The organism is Streptosporangium sp. NPDC049248 (genome assembly GCF_040678965.1).
Lineage (GTDB): Bacteria > Actinomycetota > Actinomycetes > Streptosporangiales > Streptosporangiaceae > Streptosporangium > Streptosporangium fukuiense.
In genome coordinates this window covers 21,237-44,780 of the sequence record NZ_JBFAQY010000031.1, presented here as the reverse complement: position 1 = coordinate 44,780, position 23,544 = coordinate 21,237, and the positions used below count along the sequence as shown (strand labels likewise).

Below are 23,544 nucleotides of genomic sequence, written 5' to 3'. Positions count from 1 at the left end.
CCCGCCGACGAATACCCATATGTCGTGCTATTGGAGATCGTCCTGATCTGTGGACGAAGAATTCGGCTCCCTGGCCTCGGCCTTCTACGAGCACGTGCGGCGGCGGCCAGACGCGCTCGCCGTCACCGACGAACACCGATCCGTGAGCTACGCGGAACTGGCGGGCGCCGCCTCCGAGATCCGCCGCTCGCTCGACGAGCTGGGGCTGGCCCCCGGCGACCGGGTCGGCATCTTCATGCGGCGCTCCTGGCGGGTCGTCGCCGCCATCGTGGCGGTGATAAGCCACGGCTGCACCTACGTCCCCCTGGACCCCGACTACCCCGCCGAGCGGGTGCGGTTCATGGCCGGCGACAGCGAACTGCGCGCCATCTGCGCCGACCCGGACGGGCCGTGGCCGTTCGCCGCGATACCGAGGGTCGAGGTCACCGGGGCGACCGGAGACGTGCTGCCGCCCGTCGAACGTTCCGGTGAGATCCCCACCCACATCATCTACACCTCCGGCTCGACCGGGACCCCCAAGGGCGTCGCCACCCCCGAGGGCGCGGTGCTGGAACTGTTCCGCTCCGCCCGCGAGCGGTTCTCCTTCGGCCCCGGCGACGTGTGGAGCTGGTTTCACAGCCACTGCTTCGACTTCTCCATCTGGGAGATGTGGGGGGCGCTGCTGCACGGCGGGCGCGTGGTCGCCATCCCGGTCGCCGCCGGGCGCGACCCACGGCTGCTGCTGACCACACTGGACGCCGAGCGGGTGACCGTGCTCTGCCAGGTGCCCAGCATGTTCAAGTACCTGGCCTGGGCCATGGAGCAGAGCCCCCGGCCGCTCGCGCTGCGCTACCTGATCTTCGGCGGCGAGGCCATCGACCGCGACACCATCCGCGCCTGGATGGACCTGACCGGCGGGCGGGAACAGATCGTCAACATCTACGGCCCCACCGAGACGACGGTCTTCTCCACCTGCACGGTCGTGGACCGCGCGACGGTGCAGGACACCTCGGGGCCCACGAACATCGGCCGGGCGCTGCGCCACGTCCGCACCGCCGTCGTCGGCGCGGACGGCCAGGCGGTGCCCACCGGCGCCGAGGGCGAGCTGTGGGTGGGCGGCACCGCCCTGGCCACCGGCTACGTCGGCCGCCCGGCGCTCAACGCCGAGAAGTTCCCCCTGGCCGACCTGGGCGACGGCCGGCGGCGCTGGTACCGCACCGGCGACCTGGTACGGCAACTTGAGTCGGGGTCCTTCGAGTATCTGGGCCGCATCGACTCACAGGTCAAGATCCGCGGCTTCCGCGTCGAGCTGGGCGAGATCGAGGCCGTGCTGCGGCGCACGCCCGGCGTGAGCGACGCGGCCGTGATCGTGCGGACCCCGCCCGGCGGCGAGCCGCTGATCGTCGCCTACCTGGTCGGCACCCCGCTCTCCCCCCGCGAACTGCGCGCCCTGTGCGGCGAGCGGCTGCCCGCGCACATGGTCCCCGCCCGGTTCCGCACCGTTCCCGTCCTCCCCCTGAACCCCAACGGCAAGCTCGACCGACTCGCCCTGGAGGCAGCGCGATGACCACCGCGATCCGAGACGCGATCCTGTCCGGCGAGAACGCCCCCGGCCACTTCGAGGCGCTGGCCGTACCGGAGTCCTACTGGGGCGTCACCGTGCACGCCGACGAGGTCGACATGTTCGCCGGGATGCGCAGCGAGGACAAGGACCCGCGCAAGTCGCTGCACGTCGAGGAGGTCGCCACCCCCGAGGTCGGTCCCGGCGAGGCACTGCTGGCGGTGATGGCCAGCTCGGTCAACTACAACACCGTCTGGTCGGCGATCTTCGAACCGGTGCCCACCTTCGGGTTCCTGCGCCGCTACGGCCGCCGCAGCGAGCTGGCCCGCCGCCACGACCTCCCCTACCACGTGCTCGGCTCGGACGTCAGCGGCGTGGTACTGCGGGTGGGCCCCGGCGTCACCAAATGGAAGCCCGGTGACCGCGTCGTCGCACACTGCCTGTCGGTGGAGCTGGAGGACCCCGAGGGGCACGACGACACCATGCTCGACCCGCAGCAGCGGATCTGGGGATTCGAGACCAACTTCGGTGGCCTGGCGGAGCTGGCGCTGGTCAAGGCCAACCAGTTGATGCCGATGCCCGCCCACCTGACCTGGGAGGAGGCCGCCTGCTCCGGGCTGGTCAACTCCACCGCCTACCGGCAGCTGGTCTCGCGCAACGGCGCGGCCATGAAGCAGGGCGACACCGTGCTGATCTGGGGCGCCTCCGGCGGGCTCGGCTCCTACGCCACCCAGTACGCGCTGAACGGCGGCGCCACCCCGGTCTGCGTCGTCTCCTCCCCCGAGAAGGCGGAGCTGGCCAGGAGGGCGGGCGCCTCCCTGATCATCGACCGGTCCGCGGAGGGGTTCTCCTTCTGGCTCGACGAGCACACCCCCGACGTCGCCGAATGGCGGCGCTTCGGCAGCCGCATCCGCGAGCTGACCGGCGGCGACGACCCCGACATCGTGTTCGAGCATCCCGGCAGGGAGACCTTCGGCGCGAGCGTCTACGTCTGCCGGCGCGGCGGGACGGTCGTGACCTGCGCCTCCACCACCGGGTTCATGCACTCCTTCGACAACCGGTACCTGTGGATGAGCCTCAAGCGCGTCGTCGGCACGCACTTCGCCAACTACCACGAGGCCTGGCAGGCCAACCGGCTCGTCGCCCAGGGGCGCGTCCACCCGACCCTGTCGCGTACCTACGCCCTGGAGCAGAGCGCCGAGGCCGTGCACGACGTCCGCCGCAACACCCACCAGGGCAAGATCGGCGTGCTCTGCCTCGCCCCCGCCGAGGGGCTCGGCGTGCGCGACCACGAACTCCGCGAACGGCACCTGCCGGCGATCACACGTTACCGGTCCTCCTAGGAGACAGCGATGACCTCGACGATCCTCCAACCCGGCGCGGGTGTGCGCGGGGGTGGCAAACCACTGGAGATCTGCGTCTTCTGCGGCGCGGGACGGAGCAACTCACAGGTCATCGTCGACATGGCCAGGGCGACCGGCAGGCTCATCGGGCAGCGGGGCCACCGCCTGATCTACGGCGGTGGCGGCTCCGGCCTGATGGGCGAGGTGGCGTGGGCCGCCTCGGAGACCGGTGCGACCATCCGGGGGATCATCCCCCGGTTCCTGTACGAGCGGGAGCGGGCGATCGCCGCGCCGGCACAGGAGACGCACCTGACCGACAGCCTGCACCGGCGCAAGGAGCACATGCTGCGTGGCGCGGACGCCTTCATCGCGCTGCCCGGAGGCTACGGGACACTGGACGAGATCCTTGAGGTGATCTCCGCCACCTACCTGGGCATGTCCGAGAAGCCGCTGGTCATCGTGAACGCCGAGGGCGTCTGGGACGGCTTCATCAGCCTGGTCGAGACCCTGCGGCGGTTCGAGCTGATCTCCCTGGCCGGGCAGCCGACGTTCCACTCCGTCGCCTCCCCCGAGGAGGCCGTCTCCCTCGTCGAGCGGCTGACCGTCCCGGCGACCTGACCCCCACTGGAGGACTTCGATGGAGACCCGAGCGCCGCTGTCCCAGGCCGACAAGCGCGCCCTGCTCGCCAAGCTGATGAAATCGGGCGCCGCACCCTTTCCGCTCTCCTACGGCCAGCAGTCCCTGTGGTTCATGGACCGGATGCGCAGGGAGGCCAGCGTCGCCTACAACATGCCGTTCGCCTGGACGGTGCACGGCGAGGCGGACCCTGAGGCGCTGCGCGGCGCGTTCGCCTGGCTGGTGGCGCGGCACCCGATCTTCCGCACCACCTACGGGCACGTCAAGGGCACGCCGGTGCAGCGGGTCGCCCCGGAGGGGGAGCTGGACTTCCGCGTCGTCGCCCTCGCGCCCGAGGAGGACCTCGCGGCCCTGCTCGGCGCCGAGGCGGCCCGCCCGTTCGACCTGGAGCGCGGCCCGGTGCTGCGGGTCGTGCTGGTACGGCGCCCGGCGGCGGCGCCGGTTCTGCTCTGGGTCACCCATCACATCGCGATCGACGGCTGGTCGCTGTTCACGCTGCTGGAGGAGCTGGGGCAGGCGTACACGGCGCTGCGTGGCGGCTCCGAACCCGCCTGCCCGCCACCCGCCGCGACCTACGCCGACTTCGTGGCCTGGCAGGCGGCGATGCTGGCCCGGCCGGAGGGCGCCCAGATGGCGGCCTACTGGACGCGTCTGCTGGCCGACCCGCCGCCGGTGCTCGCACTGCCCGCCGACCGGCCGCGCCCTGCCGACCAGACCTTCCGGGGCGCCTCGCACGCCTTCCGGCTGGGCGCCGAGCGGTCGGCGGCGGTCGGGGAGCTGGCCGCGAGCGGCGGGGCCACCCTGTACACGACGCTGCTGGCCGCCTTCCAGGTGCTGCTGGGCCGGGCCTGTGACCGGCGGGACTTCCTGCTCGGCACCTGGACCTCCGGGCGCAGCCGCCCGGAGTTCTCCGACGTCGCCGGCTACTTCGTCAACCCGGTCGTGCTCCGCGCCGACCTGTCGGGGAACCCCGGGTTCTCGCAGGTGCTCGACCGCACCCGGCGGGCGGTGCTCGACGCCCTGGACAACCAGGACTACCCGTTCCCGCTGCTGGTGGAACGGCTGGGCGCGCACCGCGACCCCAGCCGCTCCCCGCTGTTCGACGTGGCGTTCACGCTGCGCGCCTCGCACCGAGGGGAGATCGTCCGCAGCGAGTCCGCCGAGGCGGCGTCGCCGCTGGGCGCCCCCTCGGCGGGCGAGCGGGGCATGCTGCTGCGGTTGGGCGAGCTGGCCCTGTCGACGTACCCCCTCGACCAGCGGACCGTCCGCTTCGACGTGGAGCTGGAACTGGTCGCCGCGGACGGCGAGATCTCCGGCCTGCTGCGCTACAACACCGACCTGTTCGACGCGGACACGATCGCCTGGCTCGCCGAGGGCTACCTGCGGGTGCTGGACTTCGCGGCCGGCGACCCCGGCCGTCCGGTGACGGCCTTCCCGTGGGAGCCCCGTCCCGGCGCCGGGGCGGGAAGCGAGGAGCCGGCCGCCGCGGCGGTGAGTCCCCCGCCTGTCCCGCACGGCCCGGCCCCGCACGCGGGCGCCCCGGCCGAGCTGCTGGACGTCGTCACCGCCGTCTGGAGCGAGGTGCTCGATCTGGAACCCGGCGAGATCGGCCCGGACGACGACTTCTTCGGCCTGGGCGGCCACTCGCTGGCCGCGGTCCAGGTGGCGATGCGGATCCAGGACCGGCTGGGCGTGCAGGTGTCGATCTCCGACGTCTTCCACCACCTGACGGCCGCCCAGCTGGCCGCCTGGCTGGCCGGTCCCGCCGGGGCCGGGCCCCGCCCGCTGCCCAGGACTCCCGGCGCCGGATACCCGCTCTCCTACGCCCAGGAGAGCCTGTGGGTGCTGAACCAGCTGGCCCCGGCGAGCCTCGCCTACAGCGCGCCGCACGCGTTCCGGCTCCGTGGCCCCCTGGACGTCGAGGCGCTGGAGTGGGCGATCGGGCGGGTGGTCGCCCGGCACGAGTCGCTGCGCACCACGTTCACGATGACCAGGCAGGGGCCGGTGCAGCGGGTGGCGGACCCGGCTCTGGTGCCGCTGCCGGTGGTGGAGACGGCCGACGCCGCCGGGCTCATCCTGGACGAGTACCGCAGGCCGTTCGACCTCGCCACCGGCCCGCTGCTGCGGCCCGTGCTGTACCGGATCTCCCCCGCCGAGCACGTGCTGCTCGTCCTGGCGCACCACATCGTCTTCGACGGCTGGTCGACCGCGATCTTCTGGCGGGAGCTGTGCGCCCTGTACCGCAGCAGGGTCGAGGGCTCGGCCGAACCGGCGCCGCCCGGCACCCATTACGTCGACTTCGCCGTCTGGGAACGCGAGTCGCTGACCGGTGAGCGGCTGTCCGGCCTGCTGGACTACTGGCGAGGGCGGCTGGCGGGCGCACCGCGCACCGCGCTCCGCACCGACCTGCCCCGCCCCAGACGGCCGCTGTTCCAGGGCGCCCAGCACGCCTTCGAACTGCCCGTCGACGTACGCGGGCTGTGCCGCGCCACCGACACCACACCGCACATGGTCTACCTGGCCGCCTTCAAGGTCTGGCTGGCCCGCCGCACCGGCGTGCAGGACGTGACGGTCGGCTCGGTGGTCTCCGGCCGCTCCAGGAGCGAGGTCGCCGACCTGATCGGGCACTTCGTCAACACGGTGGCGGTCCGCACCCCGCTGGCCGGGGCGCACACCTTCACCGAGGTCGTCGGCCGGGTCCGGCAGAGCCTGCTGGGCGCCTACGAGCACCAGGAACTGCCGCTGTCGAAGCTGACCGCGGAGCTGGGCAGGGACCGCAGGACCCCGTTCGACGTGCTGTTCACCCTGCACGACCGGCGCCTGCTGGAGTCGGCCGACGACCGGCTGCCCGGGGTGACGGCCGACCGGCTGGTCATGCCGCTGGGCACCTCGCAGTTCGACCTGGCCCTGGAGGTCACCGACCTGGGCGGCCACGCGCGAGCGGTCCTGGAGTACGACACGGCGCTGTTCCTTCCGGAGACGGTCGCCGCGATGGCCGGCGAGCTGGAGCGGTCGATCACCGCCCTGGTGTCCGGCCCCGGCCTTCCCCTTGCGAGATGACACGGCGTACCGCGCGGGCGGCGCGCACCTTTCGGACGCACGCCGTGCGGGACGACTCGACCACGATCGGTGACCTGGAGGTTCTGACGTGAGCACCTACGTAGTGGTGGTCAACCACGAGGAGCAGTACTCCATCTGGCCGCACGACCGGGCCCTGCCCGCCGGGTGGACCGCCACCGGAGTCCTCGGCGGCCGGGACGACTGCCTGGCGCACATCGAGCGGGTCTGGACGGACATGCGCCCCAGATCCCTGCGTACGCCATGACCGTCCTGCAGGGGACCCGGCCCCGTGTCAACGCCGGGCGTCTGGTGGAGCAGGTGGCCGGGCTCGGCGCCATCGGCGCGGTGCCCGGCGGCGGGGTGACACGGCTGGCGTTCACCCCCGGGGATGTGGAGGGCCGCGCCTACGTCGCGCGGCTCATGGAGGAGGCCGCCCTGGCCGTACGGATCGACGCGGCCGGCAACCTGATCGGCCACCGCCCCGGCGCCGTGCCGGGAGCGCCCGCGCTGGTCCTGGGCTCGCACATCGACACGGTGCCGGACGGCGGCGCCTACGACGGGGCCTACGGGGTGCTGGCCGGCGTCGAGGTGGCCAGGACCCTGCACGAGGAGGGCGTGCGGCTGAACCACCCGCTCGCGGTGGTGGCCTTCTGCGACGAGGAGGGCGCCCACGGGACGATGGGCATGCTGGGCTCGCACGGCTTCGCCGGGGTACTGCCGCCCGGCGCGGCACGCGCCCTGGACGATCGCGGCATCCCGGTCGCCGACCTGCTGGCCGCGGTCGGGGGCGACGCCGAGCGGCTGGCCGAGGCCGCCTGGTCACCCCGCGACATCGCCGCCTACCTGGAGCTGCACATCGAGCAGGGAGCGGTGCTGGAACGCCTGGGCGTACCGATCGGGGTGGTGGAGACGATCACCGGGCGGGTGAACGTCTCGGTCACGGTCGACGGCGTGGCCGGGCACGCGGGCACCACGCCCATGGAGCACCGGGCGGACGCGCTGGACGGCGCCGCCCGGCTGGTGCTGGCCGTGCGGGCCATCGCCGCCGACGAGCGGGTGGTGCTGCGCGCCACCACCGGGACATGCGCCGTCGAGCCCGGCATGTGGAACGTCGTCCCCGGCAGGGTCCGGCTGGGGGTGGAGTTCCGCGACACCTCGGCCGGGGCGCTGGAGGCGGCACTGGCGCGGCTGGCCGAGGCCGCCGCGGAAGTGGCCGGCGCGACCGGCACCCGCGTCACGGTCGTCCCCGGTGCGCGCACCTCTCCGGTCGACTGCGACGCGGACCTGCGGGAGCTCATCGCCCGCGCCTCGGCCGAGCAGGGCCTGCCCTACCACCGCCTGCCCAGCGGCGCCGGCCACGACGCCCAGATCGTGGCGCGGATCGCGCCCGTCGGGATGATATTCGTGCCGAGCAGAGACGGGGTGAGCCACGCCCCCGGGGAGTACACCGCCCCCGAACACCTGGCGTGGGGAGCGGACGTGCTGCTCACGGCGGTGCTGATGCGCGACGCGACCCCGGATATCAAGCGGTAGCCGATGTGATATCGACTCGATCGCGCCTCATTCTACGTTTGTCGCAGAACGGAAGAAGGAAAGAAAACACCACGAATGAATGAGGTTGAAAATGTCTCGGTGGATTACCTGGGTCGCGAAGGTCACCGCCACTGCCGCACTCCTCACCCTGCCTGTGGCCGTCGTTCAGGGTACGATCACCGCAGCCTCGTCAGTCGCTCACATCACTGGCGACAGCACATGGACCTGATGATTCAGCGGAAATTCCCGATAAAGTAGCCAGTCGCGCCCTGATCAGCCGGTAATCCTCGGAATCGGTATCGGTACAACAATCCAGGGCGCGATTCAGCGCATCGGAGGCGGCGGCCTCGTCCCCTTTGAGGACGAACACCTCCCCCAGCGCGGACAGTGCCCTGAACTGCCACAGCCGGGTATCCAGCTCGGTGGATATCTCGAAGGTCTCGAGCAGATAGGCCACCGCCTCGTCGAACCGGCCGCGCCGGGCGTGCAACTGGCCGAAGGCCAGGTGGATCCGCGCCTCCACGAAGCGCTCACGCACCCCCTGGGCGATGGCCAGTGCCTCGTCGAGACTCTCCACGGCGGCCTCCAGCCGGTTCTGGCGGACCTGTATCTCCCCCAGCCCACACAGGATGTACGCCTGCCCGATGTCGTCCTGCCGCTCCCTGACCAGGGCGAGCGCGGCCCGGGAGGTCGCCTCCGCCTCCCCCAGCCGCTCCTGGCGCAGCAGTGTCTCCCCCAGCCTGTTGAGTATCTGCGCCTGCCCCCGCTCACTGCCCAGCTGCCGGAAGACCTCCAGGGCCTGTCTCAACAGGGGTTCGGCGAGCTCCACTCTCCCCTGGTCGACGTGGACCTGGGCGATGCCACCGAGCACGTGGGCCTCGGCGAAGCGGTCCCCGACCGCGACGAAGATCCTCTTCGCGGTGAGGAACCCGTCGAGCGCCGTGTCGAAACGGCCCGCGAGCCGGTCCAGCAGCGAGATGTTGCGCAGCGCCAGCGCCATCCCGTACGAGTCCTCAAGCCGTTCGAACAGCTCACGCGCCGCCCACAGGCACTCGCCCGCCCGCTCCGGCATCTGCTGGAAGAGGTGCATGCTTCCCGTCGAGCAGAGAACGGCCGCCTCACCGCGCAGATCGCCGGCCCGACGAGCGGCGGCGAGCGCCGTCTCATGGGTGGTGCGCCAGTCGTCGAAGTGGCTCCGGGCCTCGAACAGGGTGGTGGCGGTGACGGCGAGGTCCCAGCACAGCTCGGACGCGCCGATGTGGGCGGCCTGTGAGATGGCGGCGACCAGAGCGCCGCGTTCGGCGTCCAGCCAGTCGAGTGGCCGCTCCAGGAGCTCGTCCGCCTCGGCCGGCCGCCACCGGGGCACCGTGCCGTGCAGCTGGGTGAAGGCCCCGCCGTACTCTCGCTGGTGTGCCTCCTCGGCCAGTACGAGCCAGCAGCTCAGGGCGCGGGTGACGGCGGCGAGCCGGTCCTCGGGCGGCTCCTCCTCATCGGCCCGCTCCCTGGCGTACAGCCGCACCAGGTCGTGGAAGCGGTAGCGGATCTGGTCGGCGCCGTCGGGGCCGAGCACCTCGACGAGCTGGGCGTCCACCAGCTGGTCGATCAGGTCCTCGGCGTCGAGGCCGTCGATGTCGAGCAGCGCCGCGCCCGCCCAGGAGGCGAAGTCGGGCGCCTCGAGCAGCCCCAGCCTGCGGAACATCAGCGCCGCCTCGGGGTTCAGGTCGCGGTAGCTGAGGGCGAAACTGGCCCGTACGGTCAGCTGGCCGTAGCTCAGCTCGTCCAACCGGCGCCGCTCGTCGGCGAGACGCTTGGCCAGGCGGGCCGGGGTCCAGTACGAGCGGGTGGTGAGACGGGCGCCCACAATCCGCAGTGCCAGCGGCAGCCCGTCACACAGCTCGCCGAGCAGTGCGGCGGCCTTGGGGTCCTCGTCCATGACCACGGAGTCGGCGACCCCGGCGAGCAGCGCGGCGGAGTCCGCCGCGCCCAGCACCTCCAGATGGATCACGCTGGCGCCCTCCCTGGCGGCCAGGTCGCCCAGTGGGTCCCTGCTGGTCACGATCACACAGCAGGTGCCGGAGCCGGGCAGCAGCGGCCTGACCTGGTCGATGACCCGGGCGTTGTCCAGCAGCAGCAGCACCTGGCGCCTGCCGATGACGGTGCGCAGCAGGCCGGCGCGCTCGTCCAGGTCCTCGGGGATGCGTTCGCCGGCGATGCCGAAGGCCCGCAGGAAGCGGTCCATGACCGCGCCGGGGGTCAACGGCTGGGCGTTGAGGTCGTAGCCGCGCAGGTTCACGAAGAGCTGGCCGTCGGGGAACCGGGAGGCGACCCGGTGCGCCCAGTGCACGGCGAGTCCCGACTTGCCGACCCCGCCCACCCCGGTGATGAGCGCGATGGTGAGCAGCCCCTGGCCGATCCGTTTGTCCAGCAGCGCGTCCAACTCGGCGATCTCGGTGGTCCTGCCGACAAAGTAGGGCGCGTCCGCGGGCAGCTGCGCGGGCACCACCCCGTGCTCGACCGGGGCCGCCACGACGGGCTCCGCGGGCACGGGCTCCGGTCCGGCGGCGGCCTCGGAGGCGGGCATGCTCACCCGGACGGGTGCCGGGGTCAGCTCGGGGGCGTCGCGCAGGATGGCGTCGTGCAGGGCCTGCAACTCGGTGCCCGGCTCGATGCCGAGCTCCTCGACGAGTTGCATCCGCCCGATCCGGTAGGTGTCGAGCGCCTCCGCCCGGCGCCCGCACCGGTATCTGGCCAGCATCAGCTGGGCGCGCAGCCGCTCGCGCAGGGGGTTGGCGTCGACGAAGACGGCGAGGTCGTCGATCAGCTCCCGGTGCCGGCCGAGGGCGAGCTCCAACTGGACGCGCTCCTCGGTCAGTGTCAGCTGACGGTCGTCCAGCCGTCGCGCCTCGGACTCGACGAACGCGCTCTCGATGCCCGCCAGGACCGGGCCGCGCCACAGACCGCACGCCTCGGCGAACAGCCGGGCGGCGCCGGAGAGGTCGCCGGCGCTCTCCGCGGCCCTCGCCTTGGCGGCGAGGCGCTCGGCGAGCAGGACGTCGACCTGGGAGGGGTCGGCCTGCAGGATGTATCCGGGCGAGGAGGTGCCGAGCAGGTTCGCCGGGGCGCCCGCCTCCAGGAAGGCCCGGCGAAGCCCGGAGACACAGATGACCACCTGGCTGCGGGCGGTGGGCGGTGGGTGCTCACCCCATATCGCCCCGGCGAGCAGGTCAACGGGGGCGACCCGTCCCGCGCGCAGGATGAGGGTGGCGAGAATAATTCGCTGGCGTGACCCTCCGATCGAGACCCGTTGCTCACCTACCAGGACTTCAAGTGGACCGAGAACGCGAAACGACAGAGCAGTGTCCATGCGCCACCATCAGGGAGTGTCCGACTGCCCCTTGCGTAGGGTGAATTACCTATTCACGAAAAACACCATTTCAGCAGCATTTATCATGAGATGTCCAGTCTTATTTTGCGGGCGCGGCCCAACACGGCACCACTTGCGGGATTGTTGGAGATTACCGCGGCCGGACATCCGTATTCACACCGAACGACGCAGCCGGAACCACGAGGGGCCAGGCCCGGCGTGCGCGCACCGGCGAAACGGGAACCCCGGAAACGGGGACGCTCCGGCGCGAGCCGGAAGCCGCCTGTGAGCGTGCTCACAGGCAACGGAACCGGAAGAACGCGAAGAGACACGACAGAGCAGGGCGCCTCCCCGAAACCCCGCCCTCCGAAGCGAAGCGATCACCTGGCGGGGCGACCCTCCCGGCCCGAGGACAGCCGGCGGTTCGTCTCACCTTCCACCGGAGTCCCCCAGCCCGGTCACGGCTTGAGGGACTCCGATATGTGTCATCCGATCAGGCTCAGGCCGAACCCTCAGGCCAAGCCGGCCTGAAGGCACTTCTTGAGCGCGTCCCTGGAGCTCTGGTGCAGGGGCGCGACCTTCGAAAGCGCCACGTCACGCGCCTGCAGATACTTGGCCCCGGCGGCGTTGTACGCCTCCAACGCCTTCTTGGCCGCGGGATCCGCCTCCGCCGCCCCCGCCCCGAGCGGTTGCGAGGGCGTCTTCTGCGAGAGCTTGCCCACGTCCGCGGCGGCGCCGACCTTCACCAAGGCCTCGTGGGCGGCCTTGACCTCCGGAACGGCATCGACGCCCGCGATGGCGTCCTCGGCGTCCAGCAGCGCGAGATGCTCCTGGGCACACGCGGTCGGCGCGGGAACGGTCGCGCCATCGGTGGCGGCGGTGGCGATACCGGCGGTGGCCAGGGTGGCGAGCAGGCCGACGACGGCGAACCCCGCCGCGGCGATGCGGATGTGCATGGGTACTCCCATTGGTGCTGAGGGTTGATCTGCACGTGACCTCATGCGCCATGATGACCGTGAGTAATCGCCGGGACACCTCAAGTTCACCCCAAGGATCGTGAGCACCGCGCACTCCCACGACCCCAGCCGGGACATCGGCCACAATCCGCCGCCCCGCTCATCCCGATCACGGACCGGGCCGCCACCACCTGGGCGAGACGACGGGAGGATCAGGGCAGGCCGTTCCTGCTCTTGTAGTCGTTCCAGACCTGCACGCAGTAGGCGTAGCGCCAGTCACCGGAGGGCAGATGGCGGCAGGCGTAGGCGGCGCTGATACCGGCGGCACCCCCGCCCCCGGCGCTCGGATCCGGCGGCCCGCTCCTGGACGCCGAGGGCGAAGGCCTCCTGGCCTCCGGGGCACCCGTCCTGGCCGTACGGGGCTGCGACCGGGCCTTGCGCACCCCGGAGCGCGACCGCTCCGATGCGACACCTCCGGCGTTCCCTCGGCCGCCGGTGGCACTTCCGGTGGCACCGCCCGCCTCCCGTCCGACACCTTCGGTCACCGGCGTGGCGCTCCCGGCCTCGCCCGGCCCGGCGCCGGTCCACGTCGAACCTCGGCCCTCCCGGCTCTCGCCGCGCCGCTCCACCCGCTTGACCCACTCGTTCCCGGGCCTTCCGGCAGGGCCGAAAAGGGGCCGCTCCAGATCGTGGCGCGGCATCTTCCGCCGCCCTGCCACCCTCCCCCTGCCCTCCAAGGTCTTCCGCTCTCCCGCGAAGCCCCCCGCCCCGGCCACCGGGGCTCGCGGTGACGTGAACACCGTGTCGTGATCCGCGACGAGACGCCCCGCGGGGGACGCGGGCACCGTGCTCGCGGTGGGCGTACCCGCCCACGGGGACCAGCCGGACGACCAGACACCGACCCCCGCGGCGACGAGGAACCCGGCGACCAGTGCCGGCCCCAGGAGCTGGTCGCGCGAGAGCCTCGACCACGGCCGCAGCCAGGGGCTGGGCGGCGGCGGCATGGAGAACGGCCTGCTGTCGAGGTATGTCCAGGAGCGGCGGGCCGACGGCCAGACGGTGTCGTCACCCGTCTCCTCGTCCTTCCTGTGCCGCGCGGCCCTGTGGGGTGCCGGTGGCCCATCGGGCTCGGGGAGGGTCGCGGGCCCGGCGGAGCGCGGCGAATCCGGCGGGCGGAGCCACGAGTCGCTGTACGGCATGCGCCCTCGCGGTCTGGCGTTGAGGCCGTGGCCGTGAGTCCGATCATGCTCACCGTACATCTCGCCTCCCGTATCGCGTCCGACCTCCCCCAGCCTGGCAAAAATCACACACTGTATGCGGCCCATGACAGTACGGTCTTACCGATCTGTTATCAGCAGCAGGCCGCAAAGATAAGGAAATGCGGCGAAAGACCGGCCTCGCCGGTAAAGGCGAGAGCCGCCCACGCCCTTTACAATGTAGATTCCTAAAATCTCCAGCGCCCCATCGGCCATCACGCCCCGAGCGGCGGCTCAGGGACCGGTCCAGCCTGTTTCCAGCAGGTCGAAGACGGCGTCGAGGGCACGCCGGGGGTCGGGCTCGCCGGCGGCGAGGTCGGGGACCTCCAGGACATAGCGGGCCAGCGCGCGGACGGTCATGTCGCCGGGATCGCGCCCCGACTCCGCCGCGATGATCTCGGCCAGGGCATCCTGACTGCGGTTCCAGAGTCTGCGCTGGTAGCCGCGGAGCGCGGGGGTGCTCATGACCAGTTCGGTACGGCGCCTGAGCTGCGGGGAGAGGGTGGCGGCGAAGGGGCCGCGGGCGGCCAGGAACTCACGCAGCGCCCGCAGGATGGGCTGCCCTTCGGGCCGGTCGCGGACCGCGGCGACGATGCCGTCACGGCGTTCGCTCCCGTCGTCGAAGATCAGGCTCTCCTTCCCGTCGGGGAAGTACGCGAAGACGGTGGCGATGGCGGTGTCGGCCTCTTCGGCGATCTGGGCGATCGTCACGCTGTCATAGCCGTGCCGCAGGAACAACCCGATCGCGGCGTCACTCAACGCCTGCCGGGTCTGGGCCTTTCTGCGCTCGCGGCGCCCCATGGTCTGCACGCCGCCCAGGCTACCCAACTCCAGAACGATACAAAATATGAACTGATTTCAAATTTAGAGTCATTCTGGATATAGTCGCGACAGCAGCCGGCGGACCACCAGAAGGTGATCAAATGACTGCATTCCGTGACGACTGATGCGAATAGGAGGACAGCATGGCTACAGCGATCGTCAACGCGCGTGTCTTCGACGGGGAACGGGTGCTGGGCGAGCCGACCGTCGTGATCGACGGAGGGATCATCAGCTCGGTCGGGGAACAGGCCCCCGCGGGGGCCGACACGGTCGACGCGCGCGGCGCCACGCTGCTACCGGGCCTGATCGACGCTCACGTGCACACCGGCGAGCAGGCACTGGCACTGGCGTTGCGGTTCGGGGTGACGACCGAGCTGGAGATGCAGGGCACCAACACCGGGAACAACCGGGCGCACATCACCGGCAACGACGCGATGGCCGACGTCCGCTCGTCGGGTATGGGCATCACCCCGCCCGGCGGGCACCCCAGCGAGCTGATCCCCAAGGATTTCGACCCCCGCGAGCACAGCGAGAACGCCGGAGGCCGGAAGCCCGGGGGCGAACCACCGGTGATGCCGTTCTCGACCACCCCCGAGGAGGCCGTCGCCTTCATCCCCCGGCTGGTCGCGGGCGGCTCGGACTACATCAAGTTCATGATCGACGATGGTTCCGTCGAAGGCCACCCCGGTCTGCCCATGCTCGACCAGGCCACGCTGAACGCCGGGGTCGCCGAGGCGCACCGGCACGGCATGCTGACCGTCGCGCACGCGCTCACCGTGGACGCGACCAGGATGGCGATCGAAGCGGGCATCGACGGCCTGGCACACCTGTTCATGGACCGGCCGCACACCGGCGAGATCATCGACCTCATCGCGCGGGCGGGGATGTTCGTCGTCCCCTGCGTGGTGCTGAACGCCTCCATGATGGGCATCACCGGCGCCGAGTTCGCCGCCGACCCGCGCGTGTCCTCCCGCCTGGACCAGGCGTGGCTGGAGACGTTGCGCTCCAGCTTCGACCGCTACCCCCAGGGCGACATCGACGACGTCCTGGCTTCGGTCAAGGCCCTGCACGACGCGGGAGTGGACATTCTCACCGGCACCGACGCGTCGATACCGGTGCCGTTCCTGGGCGGTCTCGCGCACGGAGCCAGCGTCCACCACGAACTGCGCTACCTCGTCCAGGCCGGTCTCACCCCCACCGAGGCGTTGCGCTCGGCCACCGCCACCACCGCGCGCCGGTTCGGTCTCGACGACCGCGGCCGCATCGCGCCGGGGCTCCGCGCCGACCTGCTCCTGGTCGACGGCGACCCCACCGTCACCATCGCCGACACCCTCAACACCCGCGCCGTCTGGCGCCGCGGCACCCGCCTGCCCACCCCACGACCGGCCCCCCACCCGGCCGGGTGAAGCTCCCGGGCCGTACGCTGCTTCCTGTCCTCTGAGGGAAACGATTCGGGAACGTCGAGGAGGGGCCGGCGGGCCTGCGGCGGGTGCCCGGAGCGGAGCTGGGTGTCACCCTTGAAGCAGGCCAGGCGAAGGGAGGAGAACCAGTCGAACCATTCCGCCGGGGTGCTCCCAGGATGTCCTCGGCGTGGTTTCCGAGCCCACATCGGTATCTACGACCTCCGCCTGACGGTCGGCTCTTTCGCTCAGCGGCGGAGGCGCGCCTGCCAGGGGTGGGTTCCGTGTTCGGTCGCCAGAGCCTCGTCCAGCCATGCCCTTCGCACGTCGTCAAGCCGGGGCAGGACCTCGTCGAAGTCGAGTTCGTCCTTGGGACGTGGCGACTTGGCCTTGTACAGGAGCTGGATCTCCGGTGCGATCCGTGAGAAACCGTCCTCGGCGACCGTGAACGACGCCAGCGGACGGCGAATCCTCGGATCTCGCCGGTACACCCAGTCCTGCCCGTCGGCCTCGTCGAGCATCAGTTGGATCCGCCACGGACCGTCGGGGTCCTCGCGGACCCAGACGTCATGGACGCCCGGCGGGAGGATCTCGCCCTGTGGCCAGTGGCGCAGCGTACCCGGCGGGTCGGCGGCCCAGCAGTCCCATCCCGCGAGCAACCGGCGCGCTGCGGCCTGGTCCCGGCGGAGGATCCCGACGTCGATGTCCGCGTGCTCGCGGTAGGCGCGGCCGACCTCCAGCTCGATCGCGTATCCTCCGCCGATCCACCAGGGCGTCTCCAGTCCGCCGAACAGCTCGACGACCTCGGCCAATGGAGCCGGCTCCCATGCTCCCCACGGTGTCTGCGTACGCGGCATGTCGTCATTGTCACCGAGCCTGCCCCTGTGGGAAAGCCTCATGCCGGGTCGGGGGCGGTCAGGTGCCAGCTGAGCCATTCGACGACGTTCTTGACGAAGGTCACCCGGTTGGCGAGCTGCCGGATCTCGTGCCCCTCGTCCTCGAACAGCAGCAGCTCGCAGGGTATGCCACGGGCCCGCGCCTCCCGCAGCACCTGCTCGGCCTCGTACACCGGGACGTTGGTGTCGCGGGCGCCGTGCACGACCAGCAACGGGGCGGCCAGCCGGTCGAAGGAGTGCAGGGGCGACAGCACCCGCAGCAGGTCACGGTCGGCGACCGGGTGGCCGTACTCGCTGACGGCCGCCGCGGCGATCCACGGCTCGGTCCGGTCGTAGAAGGTCTCGAAGTCGGCCATGCCGCAGACGTCGACCCCGGCGCGGAAGAGGTGGGGGTGGGTGACGAGGGCGGCCAGCGTCAGGTAGCCGCCGTAGGAGCGTCCCATGCAGGCGATCCTGGCCTCCTCGGCGACACCCGACCGCGCCAGTTCGACGGCGCAGTCGGCGACGTCGTCGATCGCGTCGAAGCGGAGCCCGTGGTTGTCGGCGTTGCGGAAGGCCCTGCCGAACCCGGACGAGCCGCGGACGTTCGCCGCGAGCACCCCGATACCGGCGGCCAGCAGGTTCTGGAACAGCGGGTTGAAGGTGGGCCGTTCCTGGCTCTCCGGACCGCCGTGCAGGTAGACGACGAAGGGCATCGGGCCCCGGGCTCCGGGGACCCGGTAGAGCCAGCCGGTCAGCTCCATGCCGTCGCGCGCCTGGAAGCGCATCAACTCCGCCTCGGCCGCCCCGGCGACCGGGGAGTCCCCCGCGATCCGCCGGTAGCCGCCGTTCTCCAGATCGCAGAGCACCACGTGGGAGGGGGCGCCGGGCCCCTCGACCGCCAGGACGGCCAGGCTGCCGTCCAGGGAGACCCTGATCGAGGAGACCACCTCGGCGGGCAGCGGCGGGAGCGGACGCACCGCACCGGTGTCCAGCTCGATCACCTCCAGTTCCGACCGTCCGCTGTCGTTCCACGCCAGGACGGCGCGGTGGCCGTTGGCACTCAGCGCGAACTGGTCGAGTTCGGCGTCCAGTCGCTCGGCCAGCACGACCTGCGTGCCGTCCTCACCCACCGCGAGTAGCGCGGCCCGGTCGCGGCCGACGTCGGACAGCAGGTAGGCGACCGTCCCGTCCGGAGAGAGGATGCCGTAGTCGGTGGAGCCGTTCAGCCCCGCCAGCAGCGGCTGTTCCCCGGGTCCTGGAAGATCGCCCGCGGCCTCGTCGGGCAGCCCCGAGGGCAGGCCGGGCGGGAAGTCCTCAAGATGGCCTTCGGGAAGGTCGGAGCGGAGCCCGGCCGGAGGGGCGGCGGACGGACCGGAGCACAGGCCGGGAGTGAGGTCCTCGGGAAGTCCCGCGACGAGGTCCCCGGTCTCCAGGGGGCCGGGGGCGAGATCTCCCGGAGCGGACAGAGCGGACGCGAGTGCCCCGGGACCCGCGGAGCCGTCGGGACCGGACATGCCCGAGGTGAGGTCGCCGGGATGGGCGGCGGGAAGGCCGGTGGGATCACCGGGGAAGGCGGGAAGGTCGGCCGCGTACATCCGGCGCACGCCGCGCGGGCCGCGCCGCAGCAGCATCCGGCGGTGGTCACGGCTGATCGCCGCCGGGTGCATCAGCGCGCCGCCCGCGACGACCTCCCGGCTGCCGGAGCTCGCGTCGATGAGCACCGCGTCCGTACGGCCGGACGCGGAGACCTCGGCGACGAGAAGGATCTCCCCCTGCCCGGTCCAGCGTACGAACGACGCCGATCCCCCCTCCGGCGCGGCCAGCGGGCGCAGGTCGCTCCCGTCGGGCCTGACCGTCCAGACCTGGGTGTGCTCCCCGCCGCCCGGCACGACGAGGACGGCCAGCCGCCGGGCGTCGGGAGACCAGCTCACGTCGGCGGCGGGCTCAGGACCGGTGTCGAGAGACCACGCCTCCGCCTCTCCCCCGGCCGGCCCCCCGGCCGACCCTCCGGCCGACGACGTCTCGACGCCTCCTCCCTGGAGCAACGCCTCCAGATCGCCGCCCAGAAGCTGGACCCAGACGCGCGGAGAGCCGTCCCTGTCGGCGATGAACGCGACGGCGCTCAGGTCGGGCGCCAGCGCGGGCGCCCGGCAGTTCCAGGCGGTCAGGCCGGTGCCCGCCGAGGGGCGGGCACCGGCTCCCGGCATGTCGGCCATCAGACTCCCTGTGCCTGCAACCACAGCTCCAGGAGTCCGAGCTGCCACAGTGCGTTCGCTCCCAGGGTGGTGCGGTGCTCGTCCGGTGCCGCGAGCAGCTTGTCGACGTACGGCTGGTCGAACAGGCCGCGTGACCGCGCGGCCTGCCCGGTCAGCGCGTCCCTGACGAGTTCCAGGAACGGACCGTGGATGTGCCTGATGGCGGGGACCGGGAAGTAGCCCTTGGGCCGGTCGATGATCTCGGCGGGCAGCAGCCCGCGCGCGGCGTCCTTCAGGACGCCCTTGCCGCCGGAGGCGATCTTGAGGTCGGGAGGGCAGGCCGCCGCCAGCTCGACCAGCTCGTGGTCGAGGAACGGAGTCCTGGCCTCCAGCCCGAAGGCCATGGTCATGTTGTCCACCCGCTTCACCGGGTCGTCGACGAGCATGACCTCCGTGTCCAGGCGCAGCGCCGCGTCGAGCGCGGTGTCGGCACCGGGCGCCGCGAGGTGGCGCCGGACGAACTCGCCGCTGACGTCCCGCTCCGGCATGTACTCGGGCGACAGGATCCCGGCCAGCGTCCCGTGCGAGCGGTCGAAGAACTCCCCGGCGTACGTGACGGCCGCGTCCTCGCGCGACACGCCGGCCAGTGGCGGGTACCAGCTGTAGCCGGCGAACACCTCGTCGGCGCCCTGGCCGGACTGGACCACCTTGACGTGCCTGGAGACCTCCTGCGACAGCAGGTGGAAGGCGACGCAGTCGTGGCTGACCATCGGCTCGCTCATCGCCCGCACCGCGTGTTCCAGGGCGGGCAGCAGGCGGGTGTCGTCGACGGGGATGCGGTGGTGGTCGGTGCCGAACTCATCGGCGACCAGGTCGGAGTAGGCGAACTCGTCGCCCCGCTCCCCGCCCGCCGCGGAGAACCCGATGCTGAAGGTCGACAGGCCCGCCTGCCCCTCTTCGGCCAGCAGCGCGACGATCAGGCTGGAGTCCAGGCCGCCGGAGAGCAGCACGCCCACCGGCACGTCCGCGACCATGCGCCTGCGCACGGCCACGCGCAGCCGGTCGAGCACCGCCTCGCGCCACTCGGAGGGGGACGGTCCGGCGTGGTCGGGCAGGGCCGAGCGGGTGTAGGGCGGCTGCCAGTAGCGGCGGTCGGTGACGGTGCCGTCGGGCTCGACGGTGCGCACGGTGGCCGGGGGGAGTTTCCGCACACCGGTCAGGATGGTGCGCTCGACCGGCACCACCGAGTGGAAGGTCATGTAGTGGTGCAGTGCCACCCGGTCGATGCCGGTGTCCACTCCTGTTCCGGCGAGCAACGCGGGCAGTGTGGAGGCGAACCGGAGGCGATCGGCGTCCTGGGAGAGGTACAGGGGCTTCACCCCGAGGCGGTCACGGCCGAGGGTCAGCCGGCCGGTGTCCCGCTCGGCGACCGCGAAGGCGAACATGCCCTTGAAGTGGTCGACGCAGTCGATCCCCCAGCGGTGGAAGGCCTTCACCAGCACCTCGGTGTCGGAGGTGGAGAAGAAGCGGTAGCCCCGGCCCTCCAGCTCCTCGCGCAGCTCACGGTAGTTGTACAGGCACCCGTTGAAGACCGCGGTCAGGCCGAGGTCGCTGTCCGTCATCGGCTGGGCGCCCCGGTCCGACAGGTCGATGATCTTCAGGCGCCGATGGCCCAGCGCGACGGGTCCCAGCGACCACAGGCCCGACCCGTCGGGACCCCGATCGCTCATCACCTCGCTCATCCGGGCCACCGCGGCGACGTCCGCGGGACGGCCGTCGAACCGGATCTCACCGCTCAGACCGCACATCGGCACCTCCCGATGACCCGCTCGTCCCGCAGCCGGGCGGACTCGGCCCTGAGGTCACACATCGGCGTCCCCTCCCGGCAGCCAGGTGTCCTTGGAACCGCCGCCCTGGGAGGAGTTGACGATCAGGCTGCCGGCCGGTGCGACGCGGGTCAGCGCCGCCGGCGGCACCGTCGCCGTCTCCCCGAGGCAGACGAAGGCCCGCAGGTCGACCACGCGCGGGCTCAGCCGCTCCCCGTCAAAGGTCGGGTGCGTCGACAGCTGGACCGTCTCCTGGGCGACCCATCCCTGGGGCGCGGCGAGGATCTTCTCCCTGATCCTGCCGAGCTCCTCGGCGGACGCCTCGGGACCGACGACCACGCCCTGGCCGCCGAATCCGTCCACCGGCTTGACGACCAGCTCGGCCAACCGGTCGAGCACCTGCTCGCGGTCCGCGGCGTCGCGGCACAGGTAGGTGGTGACGTTGTCGATGAGCGGCTCCTCGCCCAGGTAGTACTCGATGAGGCGGGGCACGTACCGGTACAGGCACTTGTCGTCGGCGACGCCGTTGCCCGGCGCGTTGGCCAGGACGAGCGTGGAGCGTTCGACGGCGTCCATGATCTCCGGCCCCAGGGGGCCTTCGAGCAGCTCGTTCTCGTCGACCCGGCGGTAGAGCACGTCGATCCTGCGCCCCGCGGCCTCCAGATGACCGTTCCCGATCTCCAGGTCGGCCGGGACCACCAGGATCGCCCCCATCTCCTCGGCGAGCATCCGGTGTTCGTAGTAGGCGGAGTCGTCCGGTCCCGCCGAGACCACGGCGATGGCCGGCGAGTCGGCCGTGCCCGCCGCCGTGCCCGCCGCGAGCAGTGCCTCCCGCAGTGTCCGCAGGCTCTGCCGCGGATCGGCGATTCCCTCGCCGGGGACGAGTTCCGGCAACAGCTCGGCCATCAGGTGCCTGTTGGTCACCGCGTATCCGAGGCCGGAGGGCACCCGCAGGTTGTCCTCCAGCACCGCCCAGCGGCCGACGTGGTCGCGGACCAGATCCAGCCCGGCCACGGCGCAGCGCACGGTACCCGGCGGCACCCTCCGCCCGTGCTCGCGGTAACCGGGGGACTCGTCGACCACCCAGGCGGGGAGCACACCGTCCCCGATGATCTCGCGCTCACCGTACACGTCGCGCAGGAACGCCTCCAGCGCCCGCACCCGCTGCGGCAGCGCCCGCTGGATCTCGGCCCACTCGCCGGGCGGGACCAGCCTTGGGATCAGGTCGAACGGGAAGATCCGGCTCTCGCTGCCGCCCTCCACGTGGAAGGTCATGCCGTTGCGACGCTGGTAGTCGTCGCGGATCCGCTCCCTGCCGCGCAGGCCGCGGGCGCCCAGCCGGTCCAGGGCCCGCAGCACCGGCTGGTAGGACTCGCGCACCGTGCCCTCGATGATCGCCTCGTCGCCGGGGGCGTCGTAGCCGTCGAGGAGACTGGTGTGCATCCTCGGTGTCGGCCCGCCGAAGGCGGTCTCCCAGTCCTCGGACCGGGTCTCGGCGATGACGAGGTCGACCACGTCGGCCAGCCGGCCGTCGCGGGCGAACGCCTCGCGCTGGCGGGCCGAGGAGCTTCCCCGCGCCAGCGACTCCCGGACCAGGGACGCGACGAGCTCGAGGTCGCCGGACTCCTCCAGCTGTGGCCGCAGGCCGTCCACCATCCTCCAGATCACCTCGGCGGCCGGGCCCGGGGTGCCCTCGACCGGGTCGACGAGCTCGCCCTCCAGCCCTGAGCGCGCCGCCCGCCACGTCGCGGCGCGGACCATCTCCAGCCGGACCGAGCGCTCGGGGCCGTGCTGCACCGCGTCCAGCTCCCTGGCCACCAGCGCCCGGAACAGGCCGGCGATCAGCACGATGTCGCCCACCCGGGGGCAGGCGTCGCACACTCTCAGCTCGACGGTGGGCAGGTGGGCCGAGGGCCGGATGTCGAAATAGATCATGCCGGGGTCGGTGATCACACCGGAGCTCACCAGCTCCCGCACCACCTTGTCGTACTCGGCGGCCGACTCGAACCTGGCCACGGGCCCCGCGGTGGGCCAGCGCTGCCAGAGCAGCGGACGGTAGCTGGCGTACCCGGTGTCGGCTCCCAGCCAGTACGGCGAGCTGGAGCTCAGGGCGAGCAGCGGGGGCAGCCAGGGGGCCAGGCGGTGGGCGACGGCCACTGCCAGGTCACGGTCCTCGACCTCGGCGTGGAACTGCGTGCCGCAGATCAGCTGCTCGCGGGTGAGCAGCTGGTAGTCGGCGAGCATCTGCTCGTAGCGGGGGTCCGGGGAGATCTTCAGCGCCGCCAGGTCCACCAGCGGCACGCTCCCCGCCGCCACGATCCCGAGCCCGAGACCGTCCGCCGCCTGGATCACCGTGCGGCGCAGCGCGGTCAGGTCGTGCCCGAGGTCCTCCAGATGCACGAAGGGCCTGCTGTTGGCCTCCACCACCGAGCGCTGCAGCTCATGGGTGAACCGCTCCGCCGGTAACTGCTCCAGCAAGACACCGGCCCGTGGGACGAGGTGCCGGGTGTCGACATCGACGACGTGGAACTCCTCTTCGACGCCGACCGCGATCGGCCCCGCCAGACCCGCCATTTCATCACTCCTGAAGTACGCCGACTCACCGGAATTTTTTGTCCTTTGCCCGAAAAAAGCAGTTCCGCACTTCACGGGCCGTTCCGGAGAGAATCGGAACCATGAACTCACTCTCCGTGATCGGACGGGGCCCTCCCCCGCGACCCCGCCCGGTCGTCGG

Annotated in this window: 15 protein-coding genes; 7 read left to right on the top strand and 8 right to left on the bottom strand. The window is 71.8% G+C overall.

Annotation, left to right across the window (positions count from 1 at the left end; genetic code table 11):
- Positions 1-49: 49 nt before the first annotated feature.
- The 6 genes from AB0K21_RS36900 to AB0K21_RS36875 all read left to right on the top strand — a co-directional run bounded on the left by AB0K21_RS36900 (position 50) and on the right by AB0K21_RS36875 (position 8,113).
- Positions 50-1,546 (top strand): amino acid adenylation domain-containing protein, encoded by a 1,497-nt coding sequence (locus tag AB0K21_RS36900; protein WP_364156614.1) that lies wholly within the window; start codon positions 50-52, stop codon positions 1,544-1,546.
- Positions 1,543-2,883 (top strand): crotonyl-CoA carboxylase/reductase, encoded by a 1,341-nt coding sequence (gene ccrA, locus AB0K21_RS36895; RefSeq protein WP_343981564.1) that lies wholly within the window; start codon positions 1,543-1,545, stop codon positions 2,881-2,883. Before AB0K21_RS36900 ends, ccrA begins: the two co-directional genes overlap by 4 nt.
- A gap of 9 nt (positions 2,884-2,892) precedes the next feature.
- Positions 2,893-3,501, top strand: coding sequence for a TIGR00730 family Rossman fold protein (locus AB0K21_RS36890; RefSeq protein ID WP_343981567.1), 609 nt, complete (start codon positions 2,893-2,895; stop codon positions 3,499-3,501).
- A 19-nt stretch (positions 3,502-3,520) separates the two neighbouring features.
- Positions 3,521-6,580, top strand: a complete 3,060-nt coding sequence (locus AB0K21_RS36885) for a condensation domain-containing protein (RefSeq protein WP_364156610.1) — start codon at positions 3,521-3,523, stop codon at positions 6,578-6,580.
- 88 nt (positions 6,581-6,668) lie between these two features.
- On the top strand, positions 6,669-6,845 hold the full coding sequence (locus tag AB0K21_RS36880) for an MbtH family NRPS accessory protein (RefSeq protein ID WP_343974500.1): 177 nt from the start codon (positions 6,669-6,671) through the stop codon (positions 6,843-6,845).
- The gene (locus AB0K21_RS36875; protein ID WP_364156606.1) at positions 6,842-8,113 is read left to right on the top strand and encodes a Zn-dependent hydrolase; all 1,272 of its coding nucleotides are present in this window, start codon (positions 6,842-6,844) and stop codon (positions 8,111-8,113) included. The genes AB0K21_RS36880 and AB0K21_RS36875 overlap by 4 nt, the downstream gene beginning before the upstream one ends.
- A gap of 190 nt (positions 8,114-8,303) precedes the next feature.
- Here the strand turns inward: AB0K21_RS36875 and AB0K21_RS36870 are convergent, their stop codons facing one another.
- From AB0K21_RS36870 to AB0K21_RS36855, 4 genes are all read right to left on the bottom strand, one after another.
- Positions 8,304-11,477 (bottom strand): BTAD domain-containing putative transcriptional regulator, encoded by a 3,174-nt coding sequence (locus AB0K21_RS36870; protein WP_364156603.1) that lies wholly within the window; start codon positions 11,475-11,477, stop codon positions 8,304-8,306.
- Between the two features lie 512 nt (positions 11,478-11,989).
- Positions 11,990-12,433 (bottom strand): hypothetical protein, encoded by a 444-nt coding sequence (locus AB0K21_RS36865; protein WP_364156600.1) that lies wholly within the window; start codon positions 12,431-12,433, stop codon positions 11,990-11,992.
- 212 nt (positions 12,434-12,645) lie between these two features.
- The gene (locus tag AB0K21_RS36860) at positions 12,646-13,692 is read right to left on the bottom strand and encodes a hypothetical protein (RefSeq protein WP_364156597.1); all 1,047 of its coding nucleotides are present in this window, start codon (positions 13,690-13,692) and stop codon (positions 12,646-12,648) included.
- Positions 13,693-13,923: 231 nt separating this feature from the next.
- Entirely contained in the window at positions 13,924-14,517 is a 594-nt protein-coding gene (locus AB0K21_RS36855; protein ID WP_343974519.1) for a TetR/AcrR family transcriptional regulator, read from the bottom strand.
- Between the two features lie 137 nt (positions 14,518-14,654).
- On the opposite strand from AB0K21_RS36855, the gene AB0K21_RS36850 reads away from it, so the two are divergent.
- A complete protein-coding gene (locus AB0K21_RS36850) occupies positions 14,655-15,917 on the top strand; it encodes an amidohydrolase family protein (protein ID WP_343974522.1) in 1,263 nt (420 codons plus the stop codon).
- A gap of 242 nt (positions 15,918-16,159) precedes the next feature.
- On the opposite strand, the gene AB0K21_RS36845 is transcribed toward AB0K21_RS36850, so the two are convergent.
- From AB0K21_RS36845 to AB0K21_RS36830, 4 genes are read right to left on the bottom strand one after another with little or no spacing between them, the layout of a single operon-like run.
- Positions 16,160-16,768, bottom strand: a complete 609-nt coding sequence (locus tag AB0K21_RS36845) for an amino acid transporter (RefSeq protein ID WP_343974525.1) — start codon at positions 16,766-16,768, stop codon at positions 16,160-16,162.
- Between the two features lie 38 nt (positions 16,769-16,806).
- Positions 16,807-19,005 (bottom strand): prolyl oligopeptidase family serine peptidase, encoded by a 2,199-nt coding sequence (locus AB0K21_RS36840; protein ID WP_364156592.1) that lies wholly within the window; start codon positions 19,003-19,005, stop codon positions 16,807-16,809.
- Entirely contained in the window at positions 19,005-20,792 is a 1,788-nt protein-coding gene (locus AB0K21_RS36835) for an N-acetylglutaminylglutamine amidotransferase (protein WP_343974531.1), read from the bottom strand. Before AB0K21_RS36835 ends, AB0K21_RS36840 begins: the two co-directional genes overlap by 1 nt.
- Before the next feature lie 54 nt (positions 20,793-20,846).
- Entirely contained in the window at positions 20,847-23,384 is a 2,538-nt protein-coding gene (locus tag AB0K21_RS36830; RefSeq protein WP_343974533.1) for a carboxylate--amine ligase/circularly permuted type 2 ATP-grasp protein, read from the bottom strand.
- Between the last annotated feature and the right edge of the window lie 160 nt (positions 23,385-23,544).

Excerpts from the sequence above, each read along its gene's own strand:
- ccrA (WP_343981564.1), top strand. The coding sequence starts at position 1,543 with ATGACCACCGCGATCCGAGACGCGATCCTGTCCGGCGAGAACGCCCCC.
- AB0K21_RS36890 (WP_343981567.1), top strand. The coding sequence starts at position 2,893 with ATGACCTCGACGATCCTCCAACCCGGCGCGGGTGTGCGCGGGGGTGGC.
- AB0K21_RS36885 (WP_364156610.1), top strand. The coding sequence starts at position 3,521 with ATGGAGACCCGAGCGCCGCTGTCCCAGGCCGACAAGCGCGCCCTGCTC.
- AB0K21_RS36875 (WP_364156606.1), top strand. The coding sequence starts at position 6,842 with ATGACCGTCCTGCAGGGGACCCGGCCCCGTGTCAACGCCGGGCGTCTG.
- AB0K21_RS36870 (WP_364156603.1), bottom strand. The coding sequence starts at position 11,477 with ATGGACACTGCTCTGTCGTTTCGCGTTCTCGGTCCACTTGAAGTCCTG.
- AB0K21_RS36865 (WP_364156600.1), bottom strand. The coding sequence starts at position 12,433 with ATGCACATCCGCATCGCCGCGGCGGGGTTCGCCGTCGTCGGCCTGCTC.
- AB0K21_RS36860 (WP_364156597.1), bottom strand. The coding sequence starts at position 13,692 with ATGTACGGTGAGCATGATCGGACTCACGGCCACGGCCTCAACGCCAGA.
- AB0K21_RS36850 (WP_343974522.1), top strand. The coding sequence starts at position 14,655 with ATGGCTACAGCGATCGTCAACGCGCGTGTCTTCGACGGGGAACGGGTG.
- AB0K21_RS36845 (WP_343974525.1), bottom strand. The coding sequence starts at position 16,768 with ATGCCGCGTACGCAGACACCGTGGGGAGCATGGGAGCCGGCTCCATTG.
- AB0K21_RS36840 (WP_364156592.1), bottom strand. The coding sequence starts at position 19,005 with ATGGCCGACATGCCGGGAGCCGGTGCCCGCCCCTCGGCGGGCACCGGC.
- AB0K21_RS36835 (WP_343974531.1), bottom strand. The coding sequence starts at position 20,792 with ATGTGCGGTCTGAGCGGTGAGATCCGGTTCGACGGCCGTCCCGCGGAC.
- AB0K21_RS36830 (WP_343974533.1), bottom strand. The coding sequence starts at position 23,384 with ATGGCGGGTCTGGCGGGGCCGATCGCGGTCGGCGTCGAAGAGGAGTTC.